Source organism: Blastococcus sp. OS1-29 (assembly GCF_057628075.1).
In genome coordinates, this window is sequence record NZ_JBXXJK010000005.1 from 291,101 (window position 1) to 317,937 (window position 26,837).

The 26,837-nt window shown below is 74.6% G+C and carries 25 protein-coding genes; 9 read left to right on the plus strand and 16 right to left on the minus strand.

Translation table 11 applies throughout. From position 1 onward, the window contains the following. Window position 1: 1 nt before the first annotated feature. Window positions 2-586 carry a M48 metallopeptidase family protein gene (locus tag AC2H4J_RS15015; RefSeq protein ID WP_487465671.1) on the minus strand — a complete coding sequence of 195 codons (585 nt, stop codon included), beginning with the start codon at window positions 584-586 and terminating at the stop codon, window positions 2-4. A 401-nt stretch (window positions 587-987) separates the two neighbouring features. Between AC2H4J_RS15015 and AC2H4J_RS15020 the strand changes: the two genes are divergently transcribed. From AC2H4J_RS15020 to AC2H4J_RS15035, 4 genes are all read left to right on the plus strand, one after another. Then, window positions 988-1,140 (plus strand): DUF5679 domain-containing protein, encoded by a 153-nt coding sequence (locus tag AC2H4J_RS15020; protein WP_170977676.1) that lies wholly within the window; start codon window positions 988-990, stop codon window positions 1,138-1,140. Window positions 1,141-1,251: 111 nt separating this feature from the next. Continuing rightward, a complete protein-coding gene (locus AC2H4J_RS15025; protein ID WP_487465672.1) occupies window positions 1,252-2,391 on the plus strand; it encodes a ThiF family adenylyltransferase in 1,140 nt (379 codons plus the stop codon). 71 nt (window positions 2,392-2,462) lie between these two features. Further along, a complete protein-coding gene (locus tag AC2H4J_RS15030) occupies window positions 2,463-3,785 on the plus strand; it encodes an ABC1 kinase family protein (RefSeq protein WP_487465673.1) in 1,323 nt (440 codons plus the stop codon). Window positions 3,786-3,873: 88 nt separating this feature from the next. Then, window positions 3,874-4,071 (plus strand): hypothetical protein, encoded by a 198-nt coding sequence (locus AC2H4J_RS15035; protein ID WP_487465674.1) that lies wholly within the window; start codon window positions 3,874-3,876, stop codon window positions 4,069-4,071. A 70-nt stretch (window positions 4,072-4,141) separates the two neighbouring features. On the opposite strand, the gene AC2H4J_RS15040 is transcribed toward AC2H4J_RS15035, so the two are convergent. The 4 genes from AC2H4J_RS15040 to AC2H4J_RS15055 all read right to left on the minus strand — a co-directional run bounded on the left by AC2H4J_RS15040 (window position 4,142) and on the right by AC2H4J_RS15055 (window position 7,296). Continuing rightward, window positions 4,142-4,309 (minus strand): hypothetical protein, encoded by a 168-nt coding sequence (locus AC2H4J_RS15040; RefSeq protein ID WP_487465675.1) that lies wholly within the window; start codon window positions 4,307-4,309, stop codon window positions 4,142-4,144. An 83-nt stretch (window positions 4,310-4,392) separates the two neighbouring features. After that, window positions 4,393-4,737 carry a WhiB family transcriptional regulator gene (locus AC2H4J_RS15045; RefSeq protein ID WP_487465676.1) on the minus strand — a complete coding sequence of 115 codons (345 nt, stop codon included), beginning with the start codon at window positions 4,735-4,737 and terminating at the stop codon, window positions 4,393-4,395. A 135-nt stretch (window positions 4,738-4,872) separates the two neighbouring features. Then, on the minus strand, window positions 4,873-5,100 hold the full coding sequence (locus tag AC2H4J_RS15050; RefSeq protein ID WP_487465677.1) for a hypothetical protein: 228 nt from the start codon (window positions 5,098-5,100) through the stop codon (window positions 4,873-4,875). Window positions 5,101-5,277: 177 nt separating this feature from the next. Beyond that, entirely contained in the window at window positions 5,278-7,296 is a 2,019-nt protein-coding gene (locus tag AC2H4J_RS15055; protein ID WP_487465678.1) for an ATP-dependent helicase, read from the minus strand. Window positions 7,297-7,477: 181 nt separating this feature from the next. Between AC2H4J_RS15055 and AC2H4J_RS15060 the strand changes: the two genes are divergently transcribed. From AC2H4J_RS15060 to AC2H4J_RS15070, 3 genes are all read left to right on the plus strand, one after another. Then, window positions 7,478-7,744, plus strand: a complete 267-nt coding sequence (locus tag AC2H4J_RS15060) for a mycoredoxin (protein ID WP_487465679.1) — start codon at window positions 7,478-7,480, stop codon at window positions 7,742-7,744. 121 nt (window positions 7,745-7,865) lie between these two features. Further along, entirely contained in the window at window positions 7,866-8,405 is a 540-nt protein-coding gene (locus AC2H4J_RS15065) for an ANTAR domain-containing protein (RefSeq protein WP_487465680.1), read from the plus strand. A 134-nt stretch (window positions 8,406-8,539) separates the two neighbouring features. Then, on the plus strand, window positions 8,540-9,055 hold the full coding sequence (locus AC2H4J_RS15070; protein WP_487465681.1) for a nucleoside/nucleotide kinase family protein: 516 nt from the start codon (window positions 8,540-8,542) through the stop codon (window positions 9,053-9,055). On the opposite strand, the gene nudC is transcribed toward AC2H4J_RS15070, so the two are convergent. From nudC to AC2H4J_RS15090, 4 genes are all read right to left on the minus strand, one after another. Then, the gene (nudC, locus tag AC2H4J_RS15075) at window positions 9,052-10,029 is read right to left on the minus strand and encodes an NAD(+) diphosphatase (RefSeq protein ID WP_487465682.1); all 978 of its coding nucleotides are present in this window, start codon (window positions 10,027-10,029) and stop codon (window positions 9,052-9,054) included. The two genes, AC2H4J_RS15070 and nudC, sit on opposite strands and share 4 nt — an antisense overlap. Continuing rightward, complete coding sequence (locus tag AC2H4J_RS15080) at window positions 10,026-11,390, minus strand: M16 family metallopeptidase (RefSeq protein WP_487465683.1); 1,365 nt, start codon at window positions 11,388-11,390, stop codon at window positions 10,026-10,028. Before AC2H4J_RS15080 ends, nudC begins: the two co-directional genes overlap by 4 nt. Window positions 11,391-11,463: 73 nt before the next feature. Next, a complete protein-coding gene (locus AC2H4J_RS15085; protein WP_487465684.1) occupies window positions 11,464-12,774 on the minus strand; it encodes a M16 family metallopeptidase in 1,311 nt (436 codons plus the stop codon). A 50-nt stretch (window positions 12,775-12,824) separates the two neighbouring features. After that, entirely contained in the window at window positions 12,825-13,700 is an 876-nt protein-coding gene (locus AC2H4J_RS15090; RefSeq protein ID WP_487465685.1) for a DUF2510 domain-containing protein, read from the minus strand. 38 nt (window positions 13,701-13,738) lie between these two features. On the opposite strand from AC2H4J_RS15090, the gene AC2H4J_RS15095 reads away from it, so the two are divergent. After that, a complete protein-coding gene (locus AC2H4J_RS15095) occupies window positions 13,739-14,515 on the plus strand; it encodes a putative protein N(5)-glutamine methyltransferase (protein WP_487465686.1) in 777 nt (258 codons plus the stop codon). On the opposite strand, the gene AC2H4J_RS15100 is transcribed toward AC2H4J_RS15095, so the two are convergent. After that, window positions 14,512-15,933, minus strand: a complete 1,422-nt coding sequence (locus tag AC2H4J_RS15100) for a M20/M25/M40 family metallo-hydrolase (RefSeq protein ID WP_487465687.1) — start codon at window positions 15,931-15,933, stop codon at window positions 14,512-14,514. The genes AC2H4J_RS15095 and AC2H4J_RS15100 overlap by 4 nt on opposite strands. 36 nt (window positions 15,934-15,969) lie before the next feature. Here AC2H4J_RS15100 and AC2H4J_RS15105 point away from each other — a divergent pair, with 36 nt between their 5' ends. Continuing rightward, window positions 15,970-16,821 (plus strand): alpha/beta fold hydrolase, encoded by an 852-nt coding sequence (locus tag AC2H4J_RS15105; protein WP_487465688.1) that lies wholly within the window; start codon window positions 15,970-15,972, stop codon window positions 16,819-16,821. A gap of 2 nt (window positions 16,822-16,823) precedes the next feature. On the opposite strand, the gene AC2H4J_RS15110 is transcribed toward AC2H4J_RS15105, so the two are convergent. From AC2H4J_RS15110 to moeZ, 6 genes are all read right to left on the minus strand, one after another. Then, window positions 16,824-18,014 carry an acyltransferase family protein gene (locus AC2H4J_RS15110; RefSeq protein ID WP_487465689.1) on the minus strand — a complete coding sequence of 397 codons (1,191 nt, stop codon included), beginning with the start codon at window positions 18,012-18,014 and terminating at the stop codon, window positions 16,824-16,826. 59 nt (window positions 18,015-18,073) lie between these two features. Then, entirely contained in the window at window positions 18,074-21,379 is a 3,306-nt protein-coding gene (locus AC2H4J_RS15115) for an ATP-dependent helicase (RefSeq protein ID WP_487465690.1), read from the minus strand. After that, entirely contained in the window at window positions 21,376-24,561 is a 3,186-nt protein-coding gene (locus tag AC2H4J_RS15120) for an ATP-dependent helicase (RefSeq protein WP_487465691.1), read from the minus strand. The genes AC2H4J_RS15115 and AC2H4J_RS15120 overlap by 4 nt, the downstream gene beginning before the upstream one ends. A 67-nt stretch (window positions 24,562-24,628) precedes the next feature. After that, window positions 24,629-24,916: an MGMT family protein gene (locus tag AC2H4J_RS15125; RefSeq protein WP_487465692.1), complete on the minus strand. Its 288-nt coding sequence runs from the start codon at window positions 24,914-24,916 to the stop codon at window positions 24,629-24,631. Window positions 24,917-25,004: 88 nt separating this feature from the next. Continuing rightward, window positions 25,005-25,583 (minus strand): TIGR03086 family metal-binding protein, encoded by a 579-nt coding sequence (locus tag AC2H4J_RS15130; protein ID WP_487465693.1) that lies wholly within the window; start codon window positions 25,581-25,583, stop codon window positions 25,005-25,007. A gap of 63 nt (window positions 25,584-25,646) precedes the next feature. Then, a complete protein-coding gene (gene moeZ, locus AC2H4J_RS15135) occupies window positions 25,647-26,807 on the minus strand; it encodes an adenylyltransferase/sulfurtransferase MoeZ (RefSeq protein WP_487465694.1) in 1,161 nt (386 codons plus the stop codon). Between the last annotated feature and the right edge of the window lie 30 nt (window positions 26,808-26,837).

Genomic DNA, 26,837 nt, shown 5'->3' on the forward strand with positions numbered 1-26,837 from the left:
CTTAGTCGACGGGGTCGTCCCCGTGCGGCTCGGTCGCGTGGGTGGCCTGCTCGACGCCCTCGAGGAAGCCGCGCGCCCGCTCGGCCCGCGGGTAGCGCGCGACGAGTGCCCAGAACGGCTCGTCGTGGCCCGGCTCGAGCAGGTGCACCAGCTCGTGCACCAGGACGTAGTCGACGACGTAGTCGGGCATGGCCCGGAGCCGACTGGACAGGCGGATGCTGCGGTCGGCCGGCGTGCACGAACCCCAGCGGCGGTGCTGGTTGTCGACCCATCGGACGCTGGCCGGCTCGGCCAGGCCGTCGAGGTGGGTCGCCGACAGGGCGCGTGCGCGGGCCATCAGCTCGCTGTCGCCCCCGAGCGACCGGCGGCGGCGCTCCTCCCGCGTCTGCAGCTTGGCGACCATCTGGGCCACCCAGCGGCGCTCCTCCGCGGGGCTGAAGGCCGCCGGGATGAGGACGACGGTGCGGCCCATCTCGCGGTAGGCGGTGACCGTTCGGCGGCGACGGGCGCTGCGCCGGACCTCGACGACGTTGCCGACGGCGTCACCGTCGGGGGACGCGGCGGCGTCGGGAGTCGGTCGGGGCACGGAGGCACCGTAAGCCACGGCGGCGACCGCGCGCCTGCGCGGAGGCACCCATGTAGGTACACGTCGCACGGATGGTGGACACGCGGGCGCTCTCCCCGGTGACAAGGGGTTGCGCTGCGGAGTCGTCCACAGGACGCCGACTCCCGTCCGTGCAGGTCGGAGGCCCGTTCACGTCCGGCGCAGGAACAGTGGCCAACGCCCTGTCCCCGGCCCGCACACAGCGACACGCCGAACAGTCCCCACGTGTTCCACAGCATTGTCCACAGGTTGTGGGAACTCGGGGGCTCGTGCGGGCGGGCGCGGGACCCGCCCGCCGTTGCCTGACCGTCCGACACGGGTAGCGTGCCTGCGCAACGGCGACCGGCGGGCATGCCGAGGCGCCCCGAGAGCGAGGAGATCCCGTGGCTGAGAGCTACAACGGCTACTGCGTGAAGTGCAAGGACAAGCGCGACTTCGACGGCGAGGTCAAGGTCAGCGAGTCCGGCCGTCGCATGGCTCAGGGCACCTGCCCGGTCTGCGGCACCAAGATGAACCGGATCCTCGGCAAGGCCTGAAGCCGGACGACCCGATCGGCGGCGTTCCCCTCCCGGGGCGCCGCCGTTCGTCGTTCCGCAGGCTGTGGACGACGGCAGCGCCGACGCGGCGACGGCTGCGACGCTGCCCCCGTGACCTCCACGCCCCATCCCCTGCTGCCCGCCGCCACCCCGGTCCTGCACGTCGACGCACGGTCGGTCCAGGTCGGCGGCGTCGACTCCGGCACCGGGGTGCGCATCGGCCCGCAGGCCGCAGGACTGGCGCGGCTGCTGCGCGGTCTCGACGGACGGCGGAGCCCGCGGTCAGTGCTGGCCGACGCCGGCCACGCCGGGCTCGACCCGGCGACGGTGGCCGGTCTGCTCGACGGGCTGCGGGCGACGGGCGTCCTCCTCGACGTCGATCCCGCGGACCTCGTGGCCGCCGACGCGGGACCGGCGGCCGTGGCCCGTACGGCAACCGAACTCCCGGCCGCTCTGGCATCCGGCCCCGCCGGCGCCGTATGGCAGCGCCGGCGCACCGCCGTGGTCGCGGTCGAGGGCGCGAACCGGGTCGGGGTCCCCCTGGCCGCGGTGCTCGCCGCGAGCGGTGTCGGCCGGATCAGCGTGCGCGACCCGGGCGTGGTGGCCGCCGGCGACGCGATCGTGGGCGGGCTGAGCGCGGCGGACGAGGGCCGCCCCCGCGCCGTGGCCGCCGCGGACGCGATCCGACGGGCCAGCCCGCTCACAGACCTGCGGCCGCTGGCCGACGAGGCGGCCGATCTCGTCGTGCTCGCCCGCCCGTGGGCCGCTTCGGATCCGCTCGTCGCCGACGCGCTCGACCGTCGGGTGCCGCACCTGGTCGCCACCGTGCGCGGAGAGATCGGCGTCGTCGGGCCGCTCGTGGTGCCCGGGGTGACCAGCTGCCTGCGTTGCGGCGACCTGCACCGCCGGGACGCCGACCCGCAGTGGCCCCGGGTCGCCGCCCAGCTGACCGCCACCGAGCCGCCGCCCAGCGGCGCGACGGTCACCTGCCTCGTCACCGTCGCCACCGCCGCGCTGCAGGTGCTCGCCTACCTCGACGGCCGGGCGGCTCCCGCGGCCCTCGGCGCGGTCGTCGAGCTGCGGCCACCGGACCTCCGACCCCGACTGCGCCGATGGCCGCCGCACCCCGCCTGCGAGTGCGGCGCGGTGGCCGACGACACTCGGCAGCAGCAACGGGCCACCCTCCCGGGCGAGTCCGGAAGGGTTCCTCCGGGCGGGATCGGGGCCCGACAGGGAAGAATGGGCGGCTGACCGAGCCCATCAGCTCACCCGAGACGACACGGCGACGCCCTCCAGGGGCGGGGCGCCGGCGAGGAGGACGTGTGAGTGACGACGGACCGGTGATGCCACGGGGATCGGTGTCACGGACCGCCCGCCTTGCGTCCCTCCCGCTCGGCGCCGCGGGGCGCGCGACCCTCGGGCTGGGCAAGCGGCTGTCGGGACGACCGGCCGACGACGTGGCCGCCGAGCTCCAGCAGCGGACCGCCGAGCAGCTGTTCGCCGTCCTCGGGCAGCTCAAGGGCGGGGCGATGAAGCTCGGCCAGACGCTGTCGGTGTTCGAGGCCGCCGTCCCGGAGGAGATCGCCGCCCCCTACCGGGAGGCCCTCGTCAAGCTGCAGGAAGAGGCGCCCCCGATGCCGGTGCGCACGGTGCACGCCGTGCTCGCCCAGCAGCTCGGTGGCACGTGGCGCCAGCGGTTCGCCGACTTCGACGATCAGCCGGCCGCGGCGGCGAGCATCGGGCAGGTGCATCGGGCGACCTGGCGGGACGGCCGGGACGTCGCGGTCAAGATCCAGTACCCGGGCGCTGGGACGGCGCTGATGGCCGACCTCAACCAGTTGGCCCGGTTCGCGCGGATGTTCGCGGCGCTGTTCCCCGGGATGGACGTCAAGCCGCTGATCGCCGAGCTGAAGGCGCGGGTGGCCGAAGAGCTGGACTACGGCCTGGAGGCCGACGCCCAGCGGGCGTTCGCCGCGGCCTACGCCGGGGACGCGCAGATCCTGGTCCCGAGGATCGTCGCCAGCTCGCCGAAGGTCATCGTGTCGGAGTGGCTGGACGGGACGCCGCTGTCGCGGATCATCGCCCAGGGCAGCCAGGAGGAGCGCAACCGAGCCGGCGAACTGCTGGCCGTCCTGCACTTCTCCGGCCCCCAGCGGGCCGGCCTGCTGCACGCCGATCCGCACCCCGGCAATTTCCGGATGCTCGACGACGGGCGCCTGGGAGTCATCGACTTCGGTGCCACCGCCCGGCTGCCCGACGGGCACCCCGAGCCGATCGGCCGGCTGCTCCGGTGGGCGCTCGCCGGGAAGGCCGACGAGGTGCTCACCGACCTGCGCGCCGAGGGCTTCGTCCGGCCCAACGTCGAGGTCGACGCCCAGGGGGTGCTGGACTACCTGCGGCCGTTGCTCGAGCCGCTCATGACCGACCACTTCCACTTCACCCGTGCCTGGATGCAGGAGCAGGCCGCGCGGATCGCCGACCCGCGCACCGAGGTGAGCCGGCTGGGCCGCCAGCTGAACCTGCCACCGGCCTACCTGCTGATCCACCGGGTGACCATCGGCTCGATCGGGGTGCTGTGCCAGCTCGGCGCCGCCGGCAACTTCCGGGCGATCCTCGAGGAGTGGCTCCCCGGCTTCGTGGAGTGACCGCGGCTTCGTGGCGTGCTCCGGCTTCAGGAGCGTGGCGGCGATGCCGATGCCCGGGGTGTCGTGGACGGAGGACCCGGGAGGGCCGATGAACTACCTGCACCGCCTGCGGAGCGAGCGTCCGGTTCTCTTCTGGGTACTGCTGCTGGTCGCCTTCTCGCTCGCCTTCCGGCTCGTCCTGCTGGTCGCCGGGCTGCTGCTCGGCCCGTTCGCGCTCCCCTCGTGGGCGCCACTGGTCGTGGTGCTGGGCGTGCTCGTCGTCGTCGCCCGCCGCCAGTCCCGCTAGTCGTTCTTCCGGGCGAGGCCGGTCCGGACGCACCAGGAGCGTCCGGACCGGCCTCGGCCGGCACCAACGATCACACGGCGGCGCTGGCGCGGGCGGCGCGACGCAGAGCGCGCTCCGCCCGACGGGTGGCACGCCGGGCCAGGTAGAGCCGGCGAGCGCGCGCGGCGGCCTGGATCTGCTCCGCCTCCTCGCGCATCCGGCTCTGGGCCAGATCGTGCTCGATCAGGTACGAGTACATGGCACTTCCTTCGGTTGCTTGACATGGCCCCGTCCCGGGCACCGCCCCGAGCTTGTGAGGGGTGGGGAGGACGGGGTCCTCTTTCACGCGGCGACCTCCTTGCGGGGACGTCCCCGCGGCCGCTTGCGCGCGATCACCGAGCCGCGCTCGAAGATCTCTCCGCCCCAGACGCCCCACGGCTCCGCGCGGTCCAGCGCGCCGGCCAGGCAGGCGTCGCGAACCGGGCAGTCGGCGCAGAAGCTCTTGGCGAGCTCCAGCTGGGCGGGCGTGTCGGCGAACCACAGGTCCGGGTCCTCGACGCGGCACGGCAGGGGGCGCCGCACCGGTGCCGGAGCAACCGGGGTCACGGGTCTGCGCGCCGAGATCCCCCCGGTCCAGGGGAGCCCGGTTCGGCGGTGGGACGTCCGGCGGTCGATCGTCTGCTGCACTGCCGCTCCTCCTCTTGTCTGCGATGCCGGCGGAACCCGCCGACCGGTGGTCGGGTGCCGGGTGTCGCGGACAAAGAGAAAGGCCGCGAATCCCGGGGTTCGGGTTCCGCGGCCTCGGAGAGGACCGGTCGAGCGCTAGCTCTGCGGTCTCCTCGAGGGATGGATCCCGAGGGTGGTGACGATGGAGTTGTGCGCGAAGGGGGTGCCTGCGGTGGGCAGACCCGTGCCCTGGAACTGGGCGACGCGCGGAGCGGGGCTGACGCCGATGCGGTTCCGACCGTCCAGCTCGGTGCACCGGCGCACGTCGTAGCCCCCCAGGCCGAGGAGATCGGTGGGGGCCCACGTCGACGTCATGGTGGTCATCAGGTGCCCCCTCCTCTCGGTGCTCGTCCGGGCCACGGCGGCCGGGATCGCTGGGTGCAACTCGTGTGTGCCGGAACACTATGACCCGCCCGGAGCGCGGTCAATCGAATTAACGGATGGCCATCCTTCAGTCACCCCGCCGAGCGTGCGAGGCGTGGGGGGAGGGTGGTCCTCTTCTTACTCGCCGACGGTGGCCAGGACGCCCGCACCGTAGAGATCGAGCTTGCGTGCGCCGATGCCCGGCAGCGACGACAGTTCCAGCAGGTTCGCCGGGCGCGTCTCCGCGATCGCCTGCAGCGTGGCGTCGGTGAAGACGACGTAGGCCGGCACGGACGCCGCCTGCGCCACCTGGCTGCGCCACGCCCGCAAACGCTCGAACAGCTCGCCGGCCTCCCCCTCGAGGACGACCTTGGCCATCTTGCCCGGGCGTCGGGGACCGGGTGCGTTCGGTGCGGACTCCGGCGCGATGCCGGTGAGGAAGCGGCTCCGCGGCCGGGCGCGCTTGGCGCCCGGGTTGCGGGCCAGCGACCAGGACAGGGTCAGCTGCTCCCGGGCGCGGGTGACCGCCACGTACAGCAGCCGCCGCTCCTCCTCGACGGCGTCGGGGCGGGACAGCGACTGCGCGATGGGGACCACCCCGTCGACCAGGCCGACGACGAACACGGCGTCCCATTCCAGGCCCTTGGCCGCGTGCATCGAGGCGAGGGTGACGCCCTGCACCGTCGGCGCGTGCTGTGCGTTGGCCCGTTCCGCCAGATGGCCCACGAAGCCCGCCAGGTCGAGGGAGGGATTCTCGGCGACCAGGTCGACGGCGAGGTCGACCAGCGCGGCCAGCGACTGCCAGCGGTCGCGCGCCGCCCCGCCGGGCGGAGGGCGGTGCTCGACCCAGCCGGTCGTGGCCAGCACGTCGCGGACCGTCGGCACCAGCGCGCCGGGCTCGCTGCCGCCGGCCGCCGCACCGCGGAGCAGCAGGACCGCCTCGCGGATCTCCGGCCGCTCGAAGAACCGCTCCCCGCCTTTGAGCACGTACGGCACGCCGACGTCGGTCAGCGCCGCCTCGTACACCTCGGACTGGGCGTTGATGCGGAACAGGATGGCGATCTCCGCCGCCGGCATGCCCTGGTCGATCAGCGCCCGGCAGCGCGCCGCGACGGCGGCTGCCTCGGCGGGCTCGTCCGGGTGCTCGACGAAGGTCGGCTCGGCGCCGTCCGGCCGCTGGCCGAGCAACCGCAACCCGGGCAGGCCCTTGCGCCGTGGCGCCTGACCGATCAGGCGGTTGGCGAGCGCCACGACCTGCGGGGTGGACCGGTAGTCGCGCTCCAGCTTGACGACGGCGGCGTCGGGATAGCGGTCGGCGAAGCCCAGCAGGTAGTCGGGGTCGGCCCCGGTGAACGAGTAGATCGTCTGGTGGGGGTCACCGACGACGCACACCTCGGCTCGGCCGCCGAGCCAGGCATCCAGCAGCCGCTGCTGGAGCGGGTTGACGTCCTGGTACTCGTCGACGACGAAGTGCCGGTACTGGGCGCGCACCTGCTGGGCGACCTCGCGGTGCTCCTCCAGCGCGTAGGCGGTGACCAGCAGCAGGTCCTCGAAGTCCAGGGCTCCGTCGCGCTGCTTGGCCGACTCGTAGCTGGCGTACACCGCGGCCACGGCCGCCGCCTCGAAGGGCGGCTCCCGGCCGGCGGCCTTGGCACGCGCCGGATAGTCGTCGGGCGTGGCCAGGGTCGTCTTCGCCCACTCGATCTCGCTGGCCAGGTCGCGCAGGCTCGTGCGGTCGGTGGACAGCCGGGAGCGGGACGCCGCCGTGGCGACCAACCGGAGCTTGTTCTCGACCAGGGAGGGCATCGGGCCACCGAGTACCCGGGGGGCGAAGTACCGGAGCTGACGCATGGCCGCCGCGTGGAACGTTCGGGCCTGCACTCCGCCGACATCGAGGGCGGCCAGCCGGCCGCGGAGCTCGCCGGCGGCACGGGCGGTGAAGGTCACCGCGAGCACCTGCTCGGGGACGTAGACCCCGGTGTGTACGCCGTAGGCGATGCGATGGGTGATCGTGCGGGTCTTGCCGGTGCCGGCGCCGGCGAGGATGCAGACCGGCCCGGTCACGGCTTGGGCGGCCGCGCGCTGTTCGTCGTCGAGAGCGGCGAGCACCGACTCGGCGCGGGACAGGTTCCCGGCCTCGACACCGATCAGTGACACCGCCGACCCCCTCCTGTCCGACGAACGGACGCCGCGTCCGCGCCGTCCGTGTGCCCATCCTCGCAGCCGATACGGACGATCCCGGGAAGCATCCCCAGGCGCCCCACGTTCCCCCTTGCAGACCGCGGTTCCACCCTCCCGGGGGTGGACCGTCCCCGCACGACCATGGAGGATCTCCACGATGACCACGACCCCCGGCGCTCCCGTGACCATGTTCACCACCCAGTGGTGCGGCTACTGCGTGCGCTTGAAGAAGCTCATGCAGCGCGAGGGCATCGAGTTCGCCGAGGTCGACATCGAGAACGACGCGGCTGCCGCCGACATCGTGATGCAGGCCAACGGCGGGAACCGCACGGTGCCCACCCTGCTGTTCACCGACGGCACCGCCCTGACCAACCCGAGCCTCGACCAGGTGAAGTCGCAGCTCGGTCAGCTCTCGGAGGCATGAGACCTCGGTGATCCCTGGTCCCCGGCCCCCGAAGGGGCATGATCGCCCCTCAGCGGGCCGCGACCGCGGCTCCGACGACGTCGCGCCCCTGCGGCCGGCACTGGCAACGGAGGTCGCCGGCGTGACCTCGGACGCACCGCTCCCCCGCCCGGTCTCCCTCACCCGCACGCCGCGCGGCTGGGCCGTGACGTCGCCCGCGGGCATCGAGGACGCCGCCGACCTGATCGAGGGCCTCTCCCTCGCCGACCTGGTCGCCGAGGAGCTGGGCGTCCTGCACGAACCCGACCGCAGCGCCCGGCGTTCGGTGCGCGGCCCGTCGGGCGCGTCCGAGGGCGACGACCCCACGAACGCCCGCATCGCCGAACTGGAGCGCACGGTCGCCCAGCTCGAGCACGCCCTGGCCGCCCGCGTCTCCACCGAGCGGGCGATCGGGATCCTCGCCGAGCGGCACGGGCTCAGCGCGCGGGCGGCCTTCGAGTCCCTGCGCGGCGACGCGCGATCGCAGGGCCGCCCGGTCGCCCAGTTGGCCCGCGAGGTGCTCGACAGCCTGAGCGGCAGCACGACGTCGCCGGAGAACCACCCCACCGACGGCGACCCCCTGCCCGCAACCCGCGAGCTCGCGGACGCCGCTGCTGTCGGCGTGGCGGACGGCCGGTCCTGACCGACCCCGAACCGCTCACCCGCTCCGCGCTGGCCGACCGACTCGGCCGGCTCCTGGCCGCGACCCGGCCCGAGGCCGGCGCGGCCGCGCTGCGCGTCGCCGTCGACGGTCCCGACGCCGCGCGGCCGGACGCCGTGGCCGAGGAACTGGCCGAGCGGCTCCCGGCCCTCGGCCGGCCGGCGGTCGTGGTGCCTGCCACCGGCTTCTACCGTCCGGCGTCGCTGCGCCTGGAGCACGGGCGGACCGACCCCGATGCCCGGTACACCGACTGGCTGGACGTCGGCGCGCTGGCCCGCGAGGTGCTGAACCCGGTGGGCCCGGGCGGTTCGGGCAGCTACCTCCCGGTGCTCTGGGATCTCGAGCGGGACCGCGCCGCGCGCGCCCGTCGCCGGCCGATGCCGGCCGACGGCGTCCTGCTCGTGCCGGGCGCCCTGCTGCAAGGGGTGGGCCTGGCGTTCGACCTGGTCATCCACCTGCGGCTGGGCCCGGCGGCGCGGCGCCGGCTCACGCCCTCGGAGCAGGCCTGGGAGCTGCCCGCGTTCGACCGGTACGACGAGGAGGTCGACCCGGTCGGACTGGCCGACGCCGTCGTGCTCGCCGACCACCCCGATCGCCCGGCGCTGGTGCTCGGTGGCAGGTTGGCCCGCTAGTCGAAGTCGCCGGCCACCCAGCGGTCGAGGATGTGCCGGGCGATGGACACCGGCGGAGGCAGGGCCCGCGGCCCCTCGCCCGCCCGCAGCTCGGCCCGGGTGAACCAGCGGGCCTCCTCGATCTCGTCGGGGTCGAGCGTCAGCTCGTGGTTCCCGTCCGCGCGCGCGACGAAGCCGAGCATCAGCGACTGCGGGAACGGCCACGGCTGGCTGCCCGCGTACCGGATGTCGGACACGCGCAGCCCGACCTCCTCGGCGACCTCGCGGGCGACCGCCGCCTCGGCCGACTCCCCCGGCTCGACGAAGCCGGCCAGGATCGAGAACCGCCCGGGCGGCCAGACGGCCTGCCGGCCGAGCACCACCCGGTCGCCCCCGTCGTGCACCAGCATGATCACGGCGGGATCGGTCCGCGGGAACACCTCGGCGCCGGTCGCCGGGTCGCGCTGCACCCAGCCGTGCCGCTCGATGGTCGTCGCCGCTCCGCTGAGGGGGCTGAACCGGTTCCGCTCGTGCCACTCCAGGATGCCGATGGCCTCGACGAGCAGACCGGCGTCCAGGTCCGGCAGGTCGGCGCCGACCTCGCGCAGCCCGGTCCACGTGTCGACGGGCCGGCCGTTGACGGTGAGGGACCGCTCGCCGCGCACGGCGGCGTAGGGCACACCGTCGGCCTCACCCAGGAACACCGCGCCCAGCGGCAGCTTCGGCTGCTCGTCCCAGACCAGTCGCGGGCCCCCGGCGCTCTCGGTGACCGGGACGGTCCGCTTGCCGTCGACGGTGAGCACCCGGACCGGCCGGCCGGCGGTCGGGTCGGGGAGGGTGCGGGCCAGGTGCGCCCGGTCGTGAGCGACGCGGGACAGGACCGGGACGACGCCGTCGGAGTTGCGGGTGCCTTCCGGCCAGGCGCGCTCGGCCGCGGTCCGCTCGGTCGGAGGCGGGTTGTCCGCCGGGGTGCTGCCACCCGCGGGCACGCTCACGCGGGGTCCCGGTCCGTCGTGACGCTGGTCGGGGCGAGCGCTTGCAGCTGCCCGGCGATGCGGCCGGAGTCGCCGACGACGACGGCGGTCAGCGCCTCGGGCGCGAGGTAGCGCAGCGAGACCTCCTGGACCTGCTCGACCCTGACCGCGCCGAGCGCCCGCTGGTGCTCGGCCAGCCACTCGGCGGGAAGACCGGCGCCGATGAGCGCCGCCAGCGTGCTGGCCAGCCCGGCGTGGGTGGCCGTGGACAGCGCCATGCTGCCGAGGATGTAGCGGCGCGCGCCGTCGAGCTCCGCGTCGGTGACGGCGGTCAACGCCATGCGGCCGAGCTCGTACTGGGTCTCCAGCAGCGCCGCGCCGGTGACCTCGGTCGTGACGTCGGCCTCCACCAGGAACGACGAGCCGGCCGCCTGGTGGTCCACCGAGCTGCGCGGGCTGTAGGTGTAGCCCCGCCGCTCCCGGATGTTCTCGACCAGCCGCGAGGAGAAGTAGCCGCCGAAGATCATGTTGGCCAGCCGGACGGCGGGCAGGTCGGGGTCGGTGCGGCCGGGTGCCGGTCCGCCGAGCCGGACGTTGGACTGGACGGCACCGGGCCGGTCGACGATCGCGATACCGGGCACCCGCAGCTCCGGTGCCGGCGGCGCCTCGACGGCGTGCCCGGTCGCCGACCACACGTCCAACGCGCCGGCGACGACGTCGGTGGCCTGCCGTGGGTCGAGATCGCCGACGAGCACGAGGCTGCTGCCGGCCGGCAGCACGCGCTCGCGGTGCAGGGTGCGCAGCGCGTCGCCGTCCACCGCGGCGACGAGGGCGTCGTCGGGCAGCTGGATGGCATAGGGATGGTCGCCGTAGCGGCGGGCAGCCAGGGCGGTCCGCGCGATGACGCCCGGCTGGGAACGGGCGATGCCGATCCGCTCGGCCACCCGGCCGCGTTCACCCTCGACCTGGTCGTCGGGGTAGGTCGCGTCGGTGAGCAGCTCCGCGAGCAGGCCGAGGACCGGGCCCAGGCCGCCGGGCAGCATGGTCGTGGCGAACAGCAGGCGGTCGGGGTCGGTGGAGATGGAGAGCTCGGCGCCGTGGCTCTGCAGGAGCTGGGCGATGCCCGTCTGGTCGTGCGCGCCGGTTCCGAGCAGCACCGCGCCGGAGAGGACGGCGCCGCGGGCGGTGTGCTCCCCCGCGGCCCGCGCCGTCCGTGCTGCGAACGGAACCCGCAGCCGCAGCTCGATCAGCGGGACGCCGGGGCGTGGCACGACGACCAGCCGCAGCCCGTTCGGCAGCGTCGTCTCGTGCGCCTCCGGCACCGGCTGGGGACGCGGCTCGCCCAGCGGCGGGATCAGCGAGAGGTCCAGCGCCGCAGTCACGAGTCCTCCTCGCTGGCGCTCGTCGGCCGCGTTCCTGGCAGTGCTGTGTCCCTGCGTGCCCTCCCAAGCTCGGTCACCGTCGTCCTCCCGTGGCCCGCAGCTCCAGCACCGCGACGCTGTCGGGATCCAGCGCCCGGGCGGCGTCGCGCACCTGCTCGGTCGTGACGTTCGCGAGCCGCGCGGCCAGCTCGCCGGCCAGCTCGGCCCGGCCGTGGATCAGCTCCGCAGCCGCGAACCCGAGGGTGCGGCCGAGCACCGAGTCGGCCTGCCGCAGCAGCTGCGCCTCGGTGCGGGCCTGCACGCGGCGGAGCTCGTCGGCGGCCACCCCCTCCGTGGCGACGCGGTGGATCTCCTCGTCGACCGCGGCGCGCACCCGCTCGGCCGGCACGCCGGCGGGGTGGTGCACCTGCGTGGTCAGCAGCGTCGCGTCGCGGACGTCGAACGGGTCGCCGAACAGGCCGACGTAGCTGCTCTGGGCGATCGCGATGCGGTCGTCGTGCACCAGCCGGCGCTCGAGGCGGGAGGCGTCGCCCTCGCTGAGCAGCTCGGCCAGCAGCACGGTGCCCAGGTAGCTGTCGAAGTCGCCGACCGGGTCGGGCACGCGCCAGCCCAGGGCGAGGGCAGGCGCGGGAGCGAGCGCGTCCTCGACGACCGCCGTCCGCACCTCGGTCGGGCGTGGCTCGCCGGTGGCGGGGACCGGCTGCACCGGGCGGGCGGCGACCGGACCGAACCAGCGCTGGATCAGCCGTTCGGTCTCCGGGACGTCGAGGTCACCGCCGATGCACAGGACGGCGTTGCCCGGTGCGTAGTAGCGGGAGAAGAAGTCCGTCGCGTCCTCGACCGTGGACGACTCGAGGTCGACGAACGACCCGTAGCCGTCGTGGGTGTTGGCGAAGCTCTCGAACGCGATCTGCGGGAGCTGCAGCCAGGGGAAGGCGCCGTAGGGCCGGTTGAGCACGTTGACCCGGATCTCCTCCTTCACCACGTCGATCTGGTTGCGGAGGTTCTCCTCGGTGATCGCCGGCGCGGCCATGCGGTCGGCCTCGAGGAACAGCGCGCGCTCGAGCGCCTCGGCCGGGAGCGCCTCGAAGTAGTTGGTGTAGTCCTGGTGGGTCGAGCCGTTGAAGGTGCCACCCGCGGCCTGCACCAGCCGCGCGTGCTCCATCTTCGGGACGTTCGCCGACCCCTGGAACATCATGTGCTCGAAAAGGTGGGCGAAGCCGGTGCGGCCCTCGGGCTCGTTGCGCATCCCGACGTCGTAGAAGACGCTCACCGCCACGACGGGCACGCTGCGGTCCGGGGCCAGGACGACGCGCAGGCCGTTGTCCAGCGTGAAGCGCTCCACCGGGTGCCGCAGGGTCAGTTCGGCCCCAGCTGTTGTCACGTCGCCGACCCTAACCGCGCCCACCGACCGGCCGCCGTGCGGCGTCCGTTTCACAGCACCTGCACGGAGTCCAGGACCTGGTCGATCACGCCGTACAGCTCGGCGTGGGTGTTGGGGATGGAGATGTAGAGCAGCGCGGGCGCGGGCCGGCCGACGTCGATCAGCAGCAGCGCGGCACGTTCACCCGTGGCGTCGTAGCCGGGCACGTCCCAGGAGAGCTGGAACTCGAAGAGATGTGCGGCGTGGCCGTCGACGGTGCGGGCCTCGTCGCGCATCACCTTCCGCTCGTTGGGCCCCGGGTAGTGGGCCAGCCGGACCTCGTCGGCGACCGCCGTGAGCGTCGTCTGCAGGGTCGACGGACCGCCCCAGCCGAACGCGTCGGCGAGCGGTCCCGAGGAGCACTGGGCGATGAACGTCTCGCCGTCCGGCGTGACCTCCTGGGTCGTGAAGTACTGGCCGGCGGTGTTGGTCGTCTCCTGCTGCTGCCAGAGCGCCCACTCGTACCAGCCGGTGCCGAGGTACGGGTAGGAGATGCCCGAGACGTCGTCGATGATCCGCAGCGTGCCCGGCGGGAAGGTCGGGCCGGCCGGTGGCGACTGCCCGGACGGGACGGTGGGGCCGGCGACGGACGTCGCGGTCCCGGAGTTCCCGACGAACAGCGCGGTGCCCACGACCGCGATCAGCACGAGCAGGCAGAGCCCGAGGATCCAGGGCGTGCGGTTGCCGGGCGGCGTCGGCGGCGGCTGGAACTCGGGCACGGCCGGCCGCACGGGCGGCGCGAGGACCGGCGAGGACTGCACCGCCACCCCGGGCCCGGCGGGGGTGGCGACGTCGGACCAGCTGATCCCGTTCCACCAGCGCACCATCCCGGCCGCCCCGTCGGGATCGGGGTACCACCCGGGGGCCGGCTGCGCGGGTCCGGTCACCCGCCCACCCTAGGACCGCGGGGTAGCGTCCCCGCGCCATGACCGGGTCACACGAGGACGACGTCGTCGTCCGCCTGCGCGCCGCGGGGTGCGTGTTCGCCGAGGACGAGGCACGCCTGCTGCTGGCCGGAGCGGCCTCGCCCGAGGCCCTGGAGACGATGGTCGAGCGGCGCGTCGGCGGGGAGCCGCTGGAGCACGTGCTGGGCTGGGCGGAGTTCTCCGGGCTGCGGGTAGCGGTGGGCCCCGGGGTCTTCGTGCCGCGCCGGCGTACGGAGGCGCTGGTCGAGCAGGCCGTGGCGCTGGCCCGGGCGGGTGCCGTGGTGGTGGACCTCTGCTGCGGGTCGGGCGCCCTCGGTCTCGCGGTCGCCGCGGCGGTGCCGGGTGTCGAGCTGCACGCCGCCGACATCGACCCGCAGGCGGTCGCCTGCGCCGCCGGCAATCTCGCGCGGTTCGGCGGCCGCGCCTACGTCGGTGACCTGTTCGAGGCGCTGCCGCCGGGGTTGCGGGGCAGGGTGGGCCTGCTGCTCGCCAACGTTCCCTACGTGCCCAGCGAGGCGATCGCGCTCATGCCGCCGGAGGCCCGGTTGCACGAGGCGCGGGTGGCGCTGGACGGCGGCGCGGACGGTCTGGACGTGGCCCGGCGGCTGGTCACCGCGGCGCCCGCCTGGCTGGCCCCGGGTGGCTCGCTGATGTTCGAGACGAGTGCGGACCAGGCGGCCGACGCCGTCCGGGTCGTCGAAACCGCCGGACTGACCGCCAGGATCGTGACCGACGACGACCGGGGCGCGACCGTCGTCGTCGGCACGCTCGTCTAGTTCTTCGACTCCCCCAGCTCGCGCCACAGGTGCGCGGCCGCCTCGGCGCCGCGGTGCAGCATCGACAGCAGCACCCGCTCGTTGGGCGAGTGGATGCGGTCGGTCGGCAGTCCGGCGCCCAGGAACAGCAACGGGGCGCCGTGGGCCTCGACCAGGTCGGCCTCCGGTCCGCTGCCGCCCTCCCGGAGGTAGAGGACGTCGTCCGGCTCGCTGTCCCACGCCCGGCCGATGGCGGCGAGCAGGGCCGCCATCCAGGGCGAGTCGAGGTCGCTGGAGCACGGGGAGACGCCGCCGGGCGGGGTGTGCACCTCGGCCTCGATGCCGGCCGGCAGGTTGGCCTCCACCCAGGCGCGGAACTGCGGGCCGACGTCCTCCGGCCGCATGTCGGCGACCAGCCGGAAGGTGAGCTTCGCGTGCGCCTCGGCCGGGATGATCGTCTTGTGACCGGGGCCCTGATAGCCGCCCCACATGCCGTTGACCTCGGCAGTCGGGCGGGCGCCGAGGCGCTCGAGCGTGCTGAAGCCCTCCTCGCCGTAGGCGATCCGCGAGGCGGCCGGACCGTGCAGCCACGCCTGCTCGTCGAACGGCACGCGGGCCATGAGCTCGCGCTCGCGGTCGGTGAGCGGGCGGACCTTGTCGTAGAAGCCGGGCAGCGTGACGCGGCCGTGCTCGTCGTGCAGCGTGGCGAGCAGTTCGGCCATCGCGTGCAGCGGGTTGGGGACGCCACCGCCGAAGGAGCCGGAGTGCAGGTCGATCGCCGGGCCGCGGAGGGTGAGCTCGGCGTCGGCCAGTCCGCGCATCGAGACCACAGCGCTGGGGATGTCGGGGGCGGCCATGCCGGTGTCGCTGACGACGACGACGTCGCAGGTCAGCCGGTCCTTCCGCTCCTCCAGCAGGGCGGCGAAGTGCGGCGACCCGGACTCCTCCTCGCCCTCGATCAGCAGCTTCACGGTGACCGCGGGGGTGTCGCGGCCGGTGGCGGCGAGGTGGGCGCGCATGCCGAGCAGGTGGAAGGCGACGTTGCCCTTGTCGTCGATGGCGCCGCGGGCGTGCAGCTCGGGACCGTCGGGGCCCTCGACGACGGTCGGCTCGAACGGCGGGTGCTCCCACAGCTCGGGCGGGTCGACGGGCTGGACGTCGTGGTGGCCGTAGACGAGCGCGACCGGCGCGCCGGCGTCCGCACTCGGCCACTCGGCGAACACCGCGGGAGCGCCCGGCGTCGGCCAGATCTCGACCGAGGGGAAGCCGGTGCGGCGCAGCGCCTCGGCCAGCCAGGCGGCGCTGTCGGCGACGTCGGTGGCATGCGCGGGATCGGCGGAGATGGACGGGATGCGCAGCCACGCGTCGAGGTCGGCGTGCAGGTCGTCGAGGTGGGCGCGGACGAAGTCGCGTTCTGCGTTCATATGGCTGCTGCTCACGGGCACCGACGGTAGTGCCGGGCTAGCGTCCACCCCATGCCGGGAGAGATTCAGCAGGTCGACGTCGGTGATCTGACCTTCGACGTGCGGGTCGACGGGCCCCCGGACGGGCGGCCGGTGCTGCTGCTGCACGGCTTCCCGGAGACCTCGCTGTCCTGGGCGGCGGTGACGCCGCTGCTCAGCCGCGCCGGCCTGCGGACGTACGCGCCCGACCAGTTGGGCTACTCCCCAGGCGCGCGACCCGACGAGGTCGCGGCCTACTCGACGCCGAACCTCGCCCAGGTGACGGCCGACCTGATGACGGCGCTCGACCTACCCGTCGCCGACGTCGTCGGGCACGACTGGGGCGCGAACGTGGCCTGGGCGCTCGCCGGCTGGCATCCCGACCGGGTGCGGTCGCTGACGGCCGTCTCGGTGCCCCATCCGGCGGCGTACACGGTGGCCTACCGGACCGATCCCGAGCAGAAGGAGCGGTCGGGCTACATCCGGCTCTTCTGGCAGCCGGGGAAGGCCGAGGAGGTGCTGCTGGAGGAGGACGGACGACGGCTGCGCCGGATGCTCGCCGGCGGGGAGGGCGAGACCGGGATTCCCGCCGAGGCGATCGACCAGTACGTGGCGGTCCTGTCGGCGCCGGGCGCCCTCACCGCGGCGCTGAACTGGTACCGCGCGATGAGCTCGGCCGACCGAGTGGATCCGGTGGCCGTGCCGACGACGTACGTCTGGAGCGACGGCGACGTGGCAATCGGCCGCACCGCCGCCGAGGCGTGCGCGAACTACGTGACCGGGGACTACCGCTTCGTCGAGCTGCCCGGCATCACGCACTGGATCCCGGAGCAGGCTCCCGAGCAGCTCGCCGCGGCCATCCTCGACCGGGTGTCCACCGCCTGAGATCACAGGACGCGGGCGACCGCATGCACCCGTGAGACGAGGAGGTGCCCCAGCCCGAACGAGAGGGTCACCCCCCCGACCACCACCACTGACGCCCTGAGGTCGGCCCCGACGGGCACGGGCCGCATCGCGAGCGCCAGGGCGACCAGCAGGACCGGGTGGACGACGAAGGCTGCGAACGCGCTGCGCCCGAGTGCTCTGCTGATCGCCGTCGACCGGTTCCACCGGCGCTGGGCGACGGAGAACAGCCAGATCGAGCCGAACACGGTCAGGACCCCCTCCAGGCATGCCACGGTCGCGGCCGGCCAATGCGGGCCACCCAGGAAGTTCTCCTCGGGCTCGCCCAGGGCGAGGGCGACCAGCAGGAAGACCGCGAGGGCCGCACCGCCGACGGCCGTGACCCGCGCGGCGGCGCGCCGCAGACCCTCCGGCACGCCGGTCAGCCAGCCCCGCCGGAAGCCGGCGATCCCGAGGGCGAACAGCGCGATGCACTCCGGCCACTGCCATTCGTTGAGATCCAGCGGAGTCGCGCCGGCGTACGGATAGGCCAGCCGGATCAGGAAGGACGACAGCGCGACCACCGCCGCGACGACGAGCAGGCCGCTCGTGGTGATCGGCCCGGCCGCGGGCGCCTGGGGCCGGTGCATGCCGCGGAGGCCGGCGTAACCCAGGGAGAGCAGGAGCAGGACACCGACGAACCAGAGCGGTCCGGTGTCGGGAAAGGTGCCCAGGAAGAACTCCCAGTAGCCCAGGCGCGTGTGCCCTAGCGGCCGGTAGAGCCCGTAGAGGAGGCCGGGCCACACGAGAAGGGCGAACACGGCGAACGGGACGCCCAGGCGCAGCAGCCGAGCACGCGCGAACCGGGCTGCGCCCTTCCGGTCGACCGACGGCGCGGTCAGGAGGCCGGCGACGAGGAACAGCAGGGCCATCATGAACAGGCCGACCGGCGCGAAGAGAGCGAAGACGACGATGACCGCGGCGTCGGGCAGGTGGACCTCCTGCACGTCGGCATACGGCCAGCCGTCGATGAACGCGGCGTACCCCATCACCCCGTGGATGACGATCACCGCGGCGATCAGCCCGACCCGGAGGTTGTCCAGCGCAGGCATGCGCTCGGCGGCGCGGACGCCGGGCCGGTCCGGTACTGCCCGCGCGCCGTCCGCGGTCGTGGGTACCGGCCGGGGCTCAGCCATGGCCCCATCGTGGGCGCCCTCGAGCGCCTCCGGTAGGGCGATTCCCGCGCCGCCCGGCATCACTCGCCCGTGCCGGTGACTAGGGCGAGCAGGCCGGGCTCGTCCAGCAGGTCGACCGGGCGAAGGGTCTCCTTTGCGGCGACGTGGTGGAAGCCCGCGCTGACCCGCTCGACCGGCACGCCGGTCAGCCGCGACCAGCCCAACCGGTAGGCGGCCAACTGCACGGCCGCGGCGGCGAGCTCGGCGCCGGACGGCGGCGGTCCGGTCTTCCAGTCGATGATCTCGTAGTTGCCGCCCTCGTCGGCGTAGACGGCGTCCATCCGCCCCCGCAGGGTCAGCGGCCCGAGCGGCGTTTCGAACGGCACCTCGACCTCGAGCGGCTGGCGGTCGGCCCACTCGCTGGCCAGGAACGCGTCCTGCAGCTCCGCCAGTGCGCCGTCCGGGGCTGCGAACTCGTCGCCCGAACCGGGCAGCTCATCGAGGTCGACCAGCTTGGCCGCCCCGAACCGTTCCTCCAGCCAGGTGTGGAACGCCGTGCCCCGGCGGGCCTGGGGTGCGGGCGCCGCAGGCATCGGCCGCCGCAGCCGGCGGGCCAGCTCGGCGGGATCGCGGCGCAGCGTCACGAGCGCGGACACCGACAGGTGTGAAGGCAACGGCACGTCGACGGTGGGGCTGGCGTGCCGCGCCCGTTCCCGGAGCAGCAGGTCGGCGTCCCGCACCCACTGCTCGACCAGCGGATCGCCGCCGGCGAGGACCAGCGACGGGTCCAGCGGATGCGGTGCCGCGGCGGTCACCAGGTCGGCGGCGGCGCTCAGCGCGCGACGCCGTCCGGACGTGAGCGGGTCGGCGGGCCACTGCCCGACCGGCCACTCCTCGAGTGCCGGGTTGGTCGCGTCGTCCGCGGGCTGTTCCGCCCAGTGCACGACCTGGCCCGCACCGGCCTCGCAGGCGGCGCGCACGGTGGTGAGCAGCGACGAGGGGCCGCACACCGTCTTGCCGTCGCGCCACCAGCTGCCCGAGCACAGCAGCAGGTGCCGGGCCCGGGTGACCGCGACGTAGCCCAGGCGGATCTCCTCGGACGTCCCGAAGTCCTTCCACTCCTGGACGTAGTCCTCCAGGGCATTCTTCACCGCGGCCTGGTCGCCGGAACCGGGCACCGGCAGCCGCAGCCGGGGCAGCTCCTCGCGGTCGGTCAGCCGGAGCTCGGCCGGCACCGCGCCCGGGTCCTTGATCCAGGAGTCGCTGGTGTCGGCCTTGGCCGGGAACTGGTCCTTCGTCATGCCGGGGACGGCGACGACGTCCCACTCCAGGCCCTTGCTGGAGTGGCCGGTGAGCAGCTGGACCGCCTCGGGGTTGACCGCCACCTCGCCCGGTTCGAGTCCGCGCTCCCGCTCCTCGGCGTCGCGCAGGTAGGCGAGGAAGGCGGGCAGGGACGGCAGCTCGGCCAGCTCGGTGAACTCGGCAGCGACACCGTGCAGGGCATCCAGGTGGGCTCGCGCGCCGGCGGGACTGACGCCGGGCGCGCTCGCCAGCTCGGTCTCCAGGCCGAGGGTGCGGGCCACCTCGTCGACCAGGTCGGGCAGTGACTCGCTGAGCCGGGTGCGCAGGTGCCCGAGCTCCGCCCCGAGCCGGCGCAGCCGCCGGTAGCCCGCGGTCGAGTACGCGTCGGGGCCGCCGAGGTCGTCGAGCGCCTCGATGATGCTGCCCCGCTCCGACGGTGGTTCGGCGTTCTTCGGATCGCCGTCCTCCGAAGGGGGCCGGCGGGTGCGGACCAGCGTGCGCGCCCGGGTCTCCAGGGCGGCGAGGTCGCGCGGGCCGATCCGCCACCGCGCCCCGGTGACCAGCCGGCCCAGCGCGTCACCGGCGGTGGGGTCGACCAGCACGGTCAGCGTCGCGACGACGTCGGAGACCTCCGGCACCTCGAGCAGCCCGCCCAGGCCGACGACCTCGACCGGCACGCCGCGCTCGCGCAGGGCGGCTGCGATACCGGGCAGCTGCTTGCGGGCCCGAACCAGGACGGCGACCGTCGGCGGGCGGTCGTGGGATCGGTCGTTCCAGCAGTCGGCCAGCCGGTCGGCGAGGGCCTCGGTCTCCTCGGCGACCGTCCCGTACAGCCCCACCGTGACCGAGCCGCCCCCGGCCGTCGGCGCCGGGGCGAGGTCGGGCAGCGGCTGGTCGGGCGCGGGCAGCATCCCGGACACCGCGTTGGCGACGGCGAGCACGGCCCGGTCGTTGCGCCAGCTCGTGGCGAGGGTCAGCCGCTGGGCCGGACGATCGGGCAGCCCCCGGAAGGTGCGGGCGAACCGCTCGATCGTGCCGGCGGACGCCCCTCGCCAGCCGTAGATCGACTGCCGCGGATCACCGACGGCGAGCACCGGGTGACCGGTGTCCCGCCCGAACAGCGCCTCGAGCATCCGGAGCTGACCGACGCTGGTGTCCTGGTACTCGTCGAGCAGGACGACCTTCCAGCGGGCCCGCTCGCGGCGGCCGACCTCCGCCGAGGCCACCGCGATCCGCGCGGCGTAGGCGACCTGGTCGGCGTAGTCGATCGCGCCCGCGGCCCGCTTGCGCGCTTCGAACGCCTCGACCAACGGCAGCAGCGCCTCCCGGGCCCGCTGCCGGGCGAGCATCTCGCTGACGACCGCGTACGGGCCCCGCTTCTTGGGGGCGTCCGCGTACCCGGCGATCTGCGCGTCCAGCCGGGCGGTCCAGCTGCGCAGGGCGGCGGGGCTGATGTCGTGCTCGCCCAGCTCCGAGGCGAGAGCCAGCACGTCCTCGACGGTGGTGAGCAGGGTCAGCGGGACGTCGCCCATGTCCCCGGTCCAGGCGCTCACCACGGTGGCCGCCTGGCCCCAGCACATCGCCGGCCCGAGGACGCCGGCGCCGGGCTCGACGCCGATCCGCAGGCCGTGCTCGGCGACCAGGGCGGCCGCGTACCCGTGGTAGGTCGAGACGGTGGGCTGCGCGATGTCGAGCCGGCGGCGGAGATCGTCGTCGGTGTCGGGGTGCCGGGCGAGCGCACCGAGGCGCAGCCGGACCCGTTCGTTGAGCTCGCTGGCCGCCTTGCGGGTGAACGTCAGACCGAGGACCGCCTCCGGCTCCACGAGCCGGTTGGCCACCAGCCACGAGACCCGGGCGGCCATGGTCTCCGTCTTCCCGGACCCCGCCCCCGCGACGACGACCAGCGGCCGGTCCGGCGGCGCGGCGACCACCCGCGCCTGCTCGGGCGACGGCGCGTACGACAGCCCGCAGCGCGCGGCCACCTCGGCCGGGTCCAGCGGCCGCCGCTCGGGGGCGGGCGCGGGGGCGGCGTCACCGAAGAGATCGTCGAAGGACAGCTGTCCCTCATCCGGCCGCCGGCTCACCCCGTCACCTGCCTGCCGGACTCCTGGAGCGGGCAGCTGCGCCGGGCCGTGCAGCGCTGGCAGTGCGAGCCGGTGCGCACCTCGAACGACGACCCGCCCATGCCCTCCCCCACCTCGAGCAGCAGTTCCCCGGCCCAGGTCTCGGCCAGCGGCACGTCGGCGGGCAGCGGCTCCTGGTGCTGTTCCTTGGCCTTGGCGCCGGTGCCGACCTGCAGGAGCGCCGCCCCGCCGGGCACCGAGCCGAGCTCGCCGAACCCGCCCGCGGCCACGGCGACCTGGTAGGCGGCCAGCTGCCCGTGCTCCTCGGTGTTCTTCGCCGCCGTCTTGCCGGTCTTCAGGTCGACGACCACGAGCCGGCCCTCGGCATCACGCTCCAGCCGGTCGACCTTGCCGCGGATGAGGGCGCGGCCCACGGCTGCGTCGAACTCGACCTCGACGCCGACGAGCTCACGGCCGCCGGCGGCGTGCCAGGCGAGGAAGCGCCCGAGCATGTCCTGCGCCGACTGCCGCTGCCGCTGGTCCGACCAGCCGGGACCGAGGTCGAGCTGGTCGAGTTCGGCGTCCAGGACCGCGGGCGCGTCGGCGGGCGGGAGCCCCTCGGCGACCTGCTGCGCGACGGCGTGCACCGCGGTGCCGACCGTGCGGGTGGTGTCGGGTGACGCCTCGGCGCCCACCGCGCTGAGCACCCACTTCAAGGGGCACCGCTGGAAGGTCTCGATGGAGGACGGGCGGACGCGGACGGGCTCGTCGTCGGGGACGAGCGGGGCGTCGTCCGACAGCGGTGCGAGCCCCCACCAGCCGGCGGGCGCCGCACCGGGGACGCCCTCGTCGGCCAGCCGCCGGAGCACCGAGGCGGCCGCCGAGCGCCGGTGGGCGGGCGTCTGCGGATCGGTGATCGCCCGGCGCAGATCGGCTACCAGCGCCGGCAACGTCAGGGAGCGGGGCAGCTCGGTGAGCGGCCGGCCGTCCTCGGGCGGCGGGGCGACGAGGTCCAGGAAGCGGGAGGCCGTCGCACCGGCGTCGGCGCCGTCCAGGGCGCCCTCGACCGCGGTGACCAGCAGCCGGCGCCGAGCCCGGGTGCACGCCACGTAGAACAGTCGCCGCTCCTCGGCGAGAGCGAGCGTGCGCCGGTCGACGCTCGTCCCGTCGATGCCGGTGACCCGCTCCACCAGCTCCTCGCTGCCGAGCAGCGACGTGCGCTCGCGGAGATCCGGCCACACGCCTTCCTGCACGCCGGCGACGCAGACCAGGTCCCACTCCAGGCCCTTCGAGGCGTGGGCGGTGAGCAGCCGCACCGTCTCCCCCGCCACTGCTCGGGCGGCACCGGTGTCGCCGGGCAGCTCCTGGGCCCCCAGGTGGGCGACGAAGGCGCGCACGTCGGCCGAGGGCAGCCGGTCGACGAACCCCGCGGCCGCGTCGAAGAGCGCGACGACGGCGTCCAGGTCGCGGTCGGCGACCGCACCGGACGGACCGCCGGCGGCGCTGGCCCGCGCCCACCGGACGGCGAGGCCGCTGCGCTGCCACATCGCCCAGAGCACGTCCTCGGCCGTGCCGTCGTGGGCCAGCGCCACCCGGCCCGCGTCCAGGACGGCGGCGACGCGTCGGGCGGGGCGGGAGACGTGCTCGGGCAGCGACTCGAGCAGCACCTCGTCCACCAGGGCGGTGGCCAGGGGGGCGCCCCGGTCGGCGGGGTCGATGCCGCGGTTCGCGAACGCCACGCGGACGGCGCGGCGGAGCCGGCGCAGGTCGAGCACCGTCGCCCCGCCCAGCGGCGAGGCCAGCAGCGCCTCCGCCGCCGGTTCGTCGAGACCCGCGGCGCCGTTCCCGTCGGCCGCGGGCAGGAGAGCGGTCAGCGCGCTCAGTAGCGGCGCGACGGCCGGCTGGGCCGCCAGCGGGAGGTCGTCGGAGGAGACGGCGACCGGGACGCCGGCGGAGGCGAGCGCACGGCGGAGGGGTCCGAGCGCCGTGGCGGTGCGCACCACCACGGCCATCTGCGACCACGGCATGCTGTCGAGCAGGTGCGCGCGGCGCAGGACATCGGCGAGGTAGGCCGCCTCCACCGCGGCCGAGCCGAAGACGTGCACCTCCGCGGCGCCCGGTTCGGTGCCCTCGACGGGCGCCAGCCGGCGGTGCTCCCACGGCCCGGGCAGCCCGTCGGCCACCCTCCGGCTGATGCGCAGCAGCTCCGCGCCGGACCGCCGGCACACGCCGAGCGAGACGCGGCCCGCCGGCTTCCCGCCGCTGTGCCGGAAGCGCTCGGGGAACTCGACGATGCCGCGCGGCTCGGCGCCGCGGAAAGCGTAGATGGCCTGGTCGGGGTCGCCGACCGCGACCAGGTTGCCGCCCCCGCCGGCCAGCAGTTCCAGCAGCTCGACCTGTGCCGGATCGGTGTCCTGGTACTCGTCGACGAACAGCCAGCGCGCCCGCTCCCGCTCCTGGCGGAGCAACTCCGGGTCGCCGTCGAGCTCGGCGATCGCCTGCCGGACCAGTTCGGCGGGGTCGTAGCCGGACGCGTCACCACGGCCGGCCGTGGAGAAGGCGGTGACCGCCTCGTACTGCTCCTGGAAGGCGGCGGCGTGCACCCAGTGGTCGCGCCCGGACTCCCGACCCCAGGCGGCCAGCTGGGCGGCGCCGACACCGCGCTCGGTGGCCCGCAGCAGCAGCTCGCGCAGTTCGGTCCGGAAGCCGGCGGTGCCCAGAGCCGGCACGAGGCCCGCGGGCCAGCGGACCGCCCCTTCCTCCTCGGCGTCGCCGCGCAGCAGCTCGGCGACGACGGCGTCCTGCTCGGCGGAGGTGAGCAGCCGGGGCGGGGCGTCGCCCCGGAGCAGGGCCGCGCGCCGCAGGACGCCGTAGGCGTAGGAGTGGAACGTGCGGGCGAGCGGCTCGCGGATGGTCTTCGCGACGCGCGCGGTGATCCGCGTGCGCAGCTCGGCGGCGGCCTTGCGGCTGAAGGTCAGGACGAGGATCTGCTCCGGGTCGATGCCGGCGTCGATCCGCGCGGCGACCGCCTCGACGATCGTCGTCGTCTTGCCCGTGCCCGGTCCTGCGAGCACGAGCAGCGGCCCGCCTGGATGGTCGACGACGGACCGCTGAGTGGGGTCGAGCCGGGGCGCCGAGAAGCCCGCGGCGTCGCCGGCAACGAGCCGGTAGACCGGGCCGTCGTCACCTCCCCGCTGTGCCACCCCTCGATGGAAGCACGGAGGTCCGACAGACCCGGGACGGCCGGGGCGGATGTGACGAGGGGCCCGATCACGGCCAGCCGACGGCGCGGAGGTCCACCCGCCCGCCGCGCATCAGCACGCCCTCACCCGCGAGCAGCTCGAGCTGGCGGGCCCGCACGGGCTCCGCGGCCGTGCCGTCGGCCCGCACCACCCGGTACCAGGGCACGGCGCCACCACCGGACGACAGCGCCCGGGCCACCCGCCGCGGGCCGATGCCGATCAGGCGCCCGATCGCGCCGTAGGTGCTCACCCGGCCCGGCGGGATCTGCTCGACGACGTCGAACACCGCCTCGTCGACGTCGGCCGGATCGGTCACCAGGTCATCCTGGCCGAGCGTTGTCCCTGACCCGGCCACTCCCGGCCGCGGAACGGCCGGTTCCAGGACAACGCTCGCGCGGAGGCTTTCAGGGACGACGTCCGTACCGGGCGAGCAGCCGCACCAGCGGCGGCGCGGACCGCGGGACGTCGAGCGGCGGATCGATGAGCTCGGGCACGCCGTCCTCGGGCAGGCCGTCGGCGTAGACGAGCGCCGCCGTGACCATCTCGCCGTCCAGCTGCGTGTCGCCGTCGGTCGCGGCGGCGAGGTCGTAGGCGTGCACGACGAGGTCGGCGGTCAGCTCGAGGATGTACTCGGTGGCGGGGGTCGGCCCGCGCGAGAGGTGCACGGTGCGCAGCAGCGCGTCGTCCTCGGCGAAGGCCGACAGCGCGCCGTCCGCCGCGGTCTCCCAGCCGGTGAACGGGTCGTCGCCGAGCAGGTCGTCGGTCGCGTCCGGGAACCGTCCCTCGACCGCGGGCTCCCCGGCGAGCAGCGGCGGCACCCACAGGTGCTCGGTGACCAGGTGCGCGACCAGGTCGGCGACCGACCAGCCGGGCAGCGACTCGTCGTCCCACTGGTCCGGCGCGACGGCGTCCACCCGGTCGGTGAACTGGTTCTGGGCGCGCTGGAAGAGCTCGAGCAGCTCCACGGGCGAGAAGTGGGCCATGCGCCCAGTCCAACATGCCGAAGGCCCCACCTGCCGGGCAGGTGGGGCCTTCCGCTGTGCGGATCAGTAGGTCGGCAGGGCCTTGTCGATGCGGGTCGCCCACGCCGTGACGCCACCCTGCACGTGGACGGCGTCCTTGAAGCCGGCCGCCTTCACCGCGGCGAGTGCCTCGGCGGAACGGACGCCGGTCTTGCAGTGCAGCACGATCGGCTTGTCGTTCGGCAGCTGCGACAGCGCCCGGCCGGACAGGATCTCGTCCTTCGGGATCAGCTTCGCGCCCGGGATCGACACGATCTCGTACTCGTTGGGCTCCCGGACGTCGATCAGCTCGAAGTCCTTGCCGGCGTCCATCATGTCCTTGAGCTCGTCGACGGTGATCGTCGAGCCCGCCGCGGCCTCCTGGGCCTCGACCGAGACGACGCCGCAGAAGGCCTCGTAGTCGATGAGCCCGGTGATCGGCTCGCCCTCGGGGTCCTTGCGCACCTTGATCTCGCGGAACGTCATCTCGAGGGCGTCGTAGACCATCAGCCGGCCGAGCAGCGTCTCGCCGATGCCGGTGATGAGCTTGACCGCCTCGGTGGCCTGGATCGCGCCGACCGTCGCGCAGAGGACGCCGAGCACGCCGCCCTCGGCGCACGACGGGACCATGCCGGGCGGCGGCGGGACCGGGTACAGGTCGCGGTAGTTCGGGCCGTGCTCGTTCCAAAAGACTGAGACCTGGCCGTCGAAGCGGTAGATCGAGCCCCACACGTAGGGCTTGCCCAGCAGCACGCACGCGTCGTTGACCAGGTAGCGCGTGGCGAAGTTGTCGGTGCCGTCGACGATCAGGTCGTACTGGCCGAAGATGTCGAGGACGTTGTCGCTGTCCAGCCGCGTCTCGTGCAGCCGGACGTCGACCAGCGGGTTGATCTCCTTGATGGAGTCCCGGGCGCTCTCGGCCTTCGAGCGGCCGACGTCGGAGACGCCGTGGATGATCTGCCGCTGCAGGTTCGACTCGTCGACGGTGTCGAACTCGACGATGCCGAGCGTGCCCACACCGGCCGCCGCCAGGTACATCAGGACCGGCGAGCCGAGGCCGCCGGCGCCGACGGCGAGCACCTTGGCGTTCTTCAGCCGCTTCTGCCCGTCCATCCCGACGTCGGGGATGATCAGGTGGCGGCTGTAGCGGCGGACCTCGTCGATCGACAGGTCGGCGGCGGGCTCCACCAGGGGTGGGAGGGACACGAGCGAGCTCCTCTGGTCATCCGGCTCGGC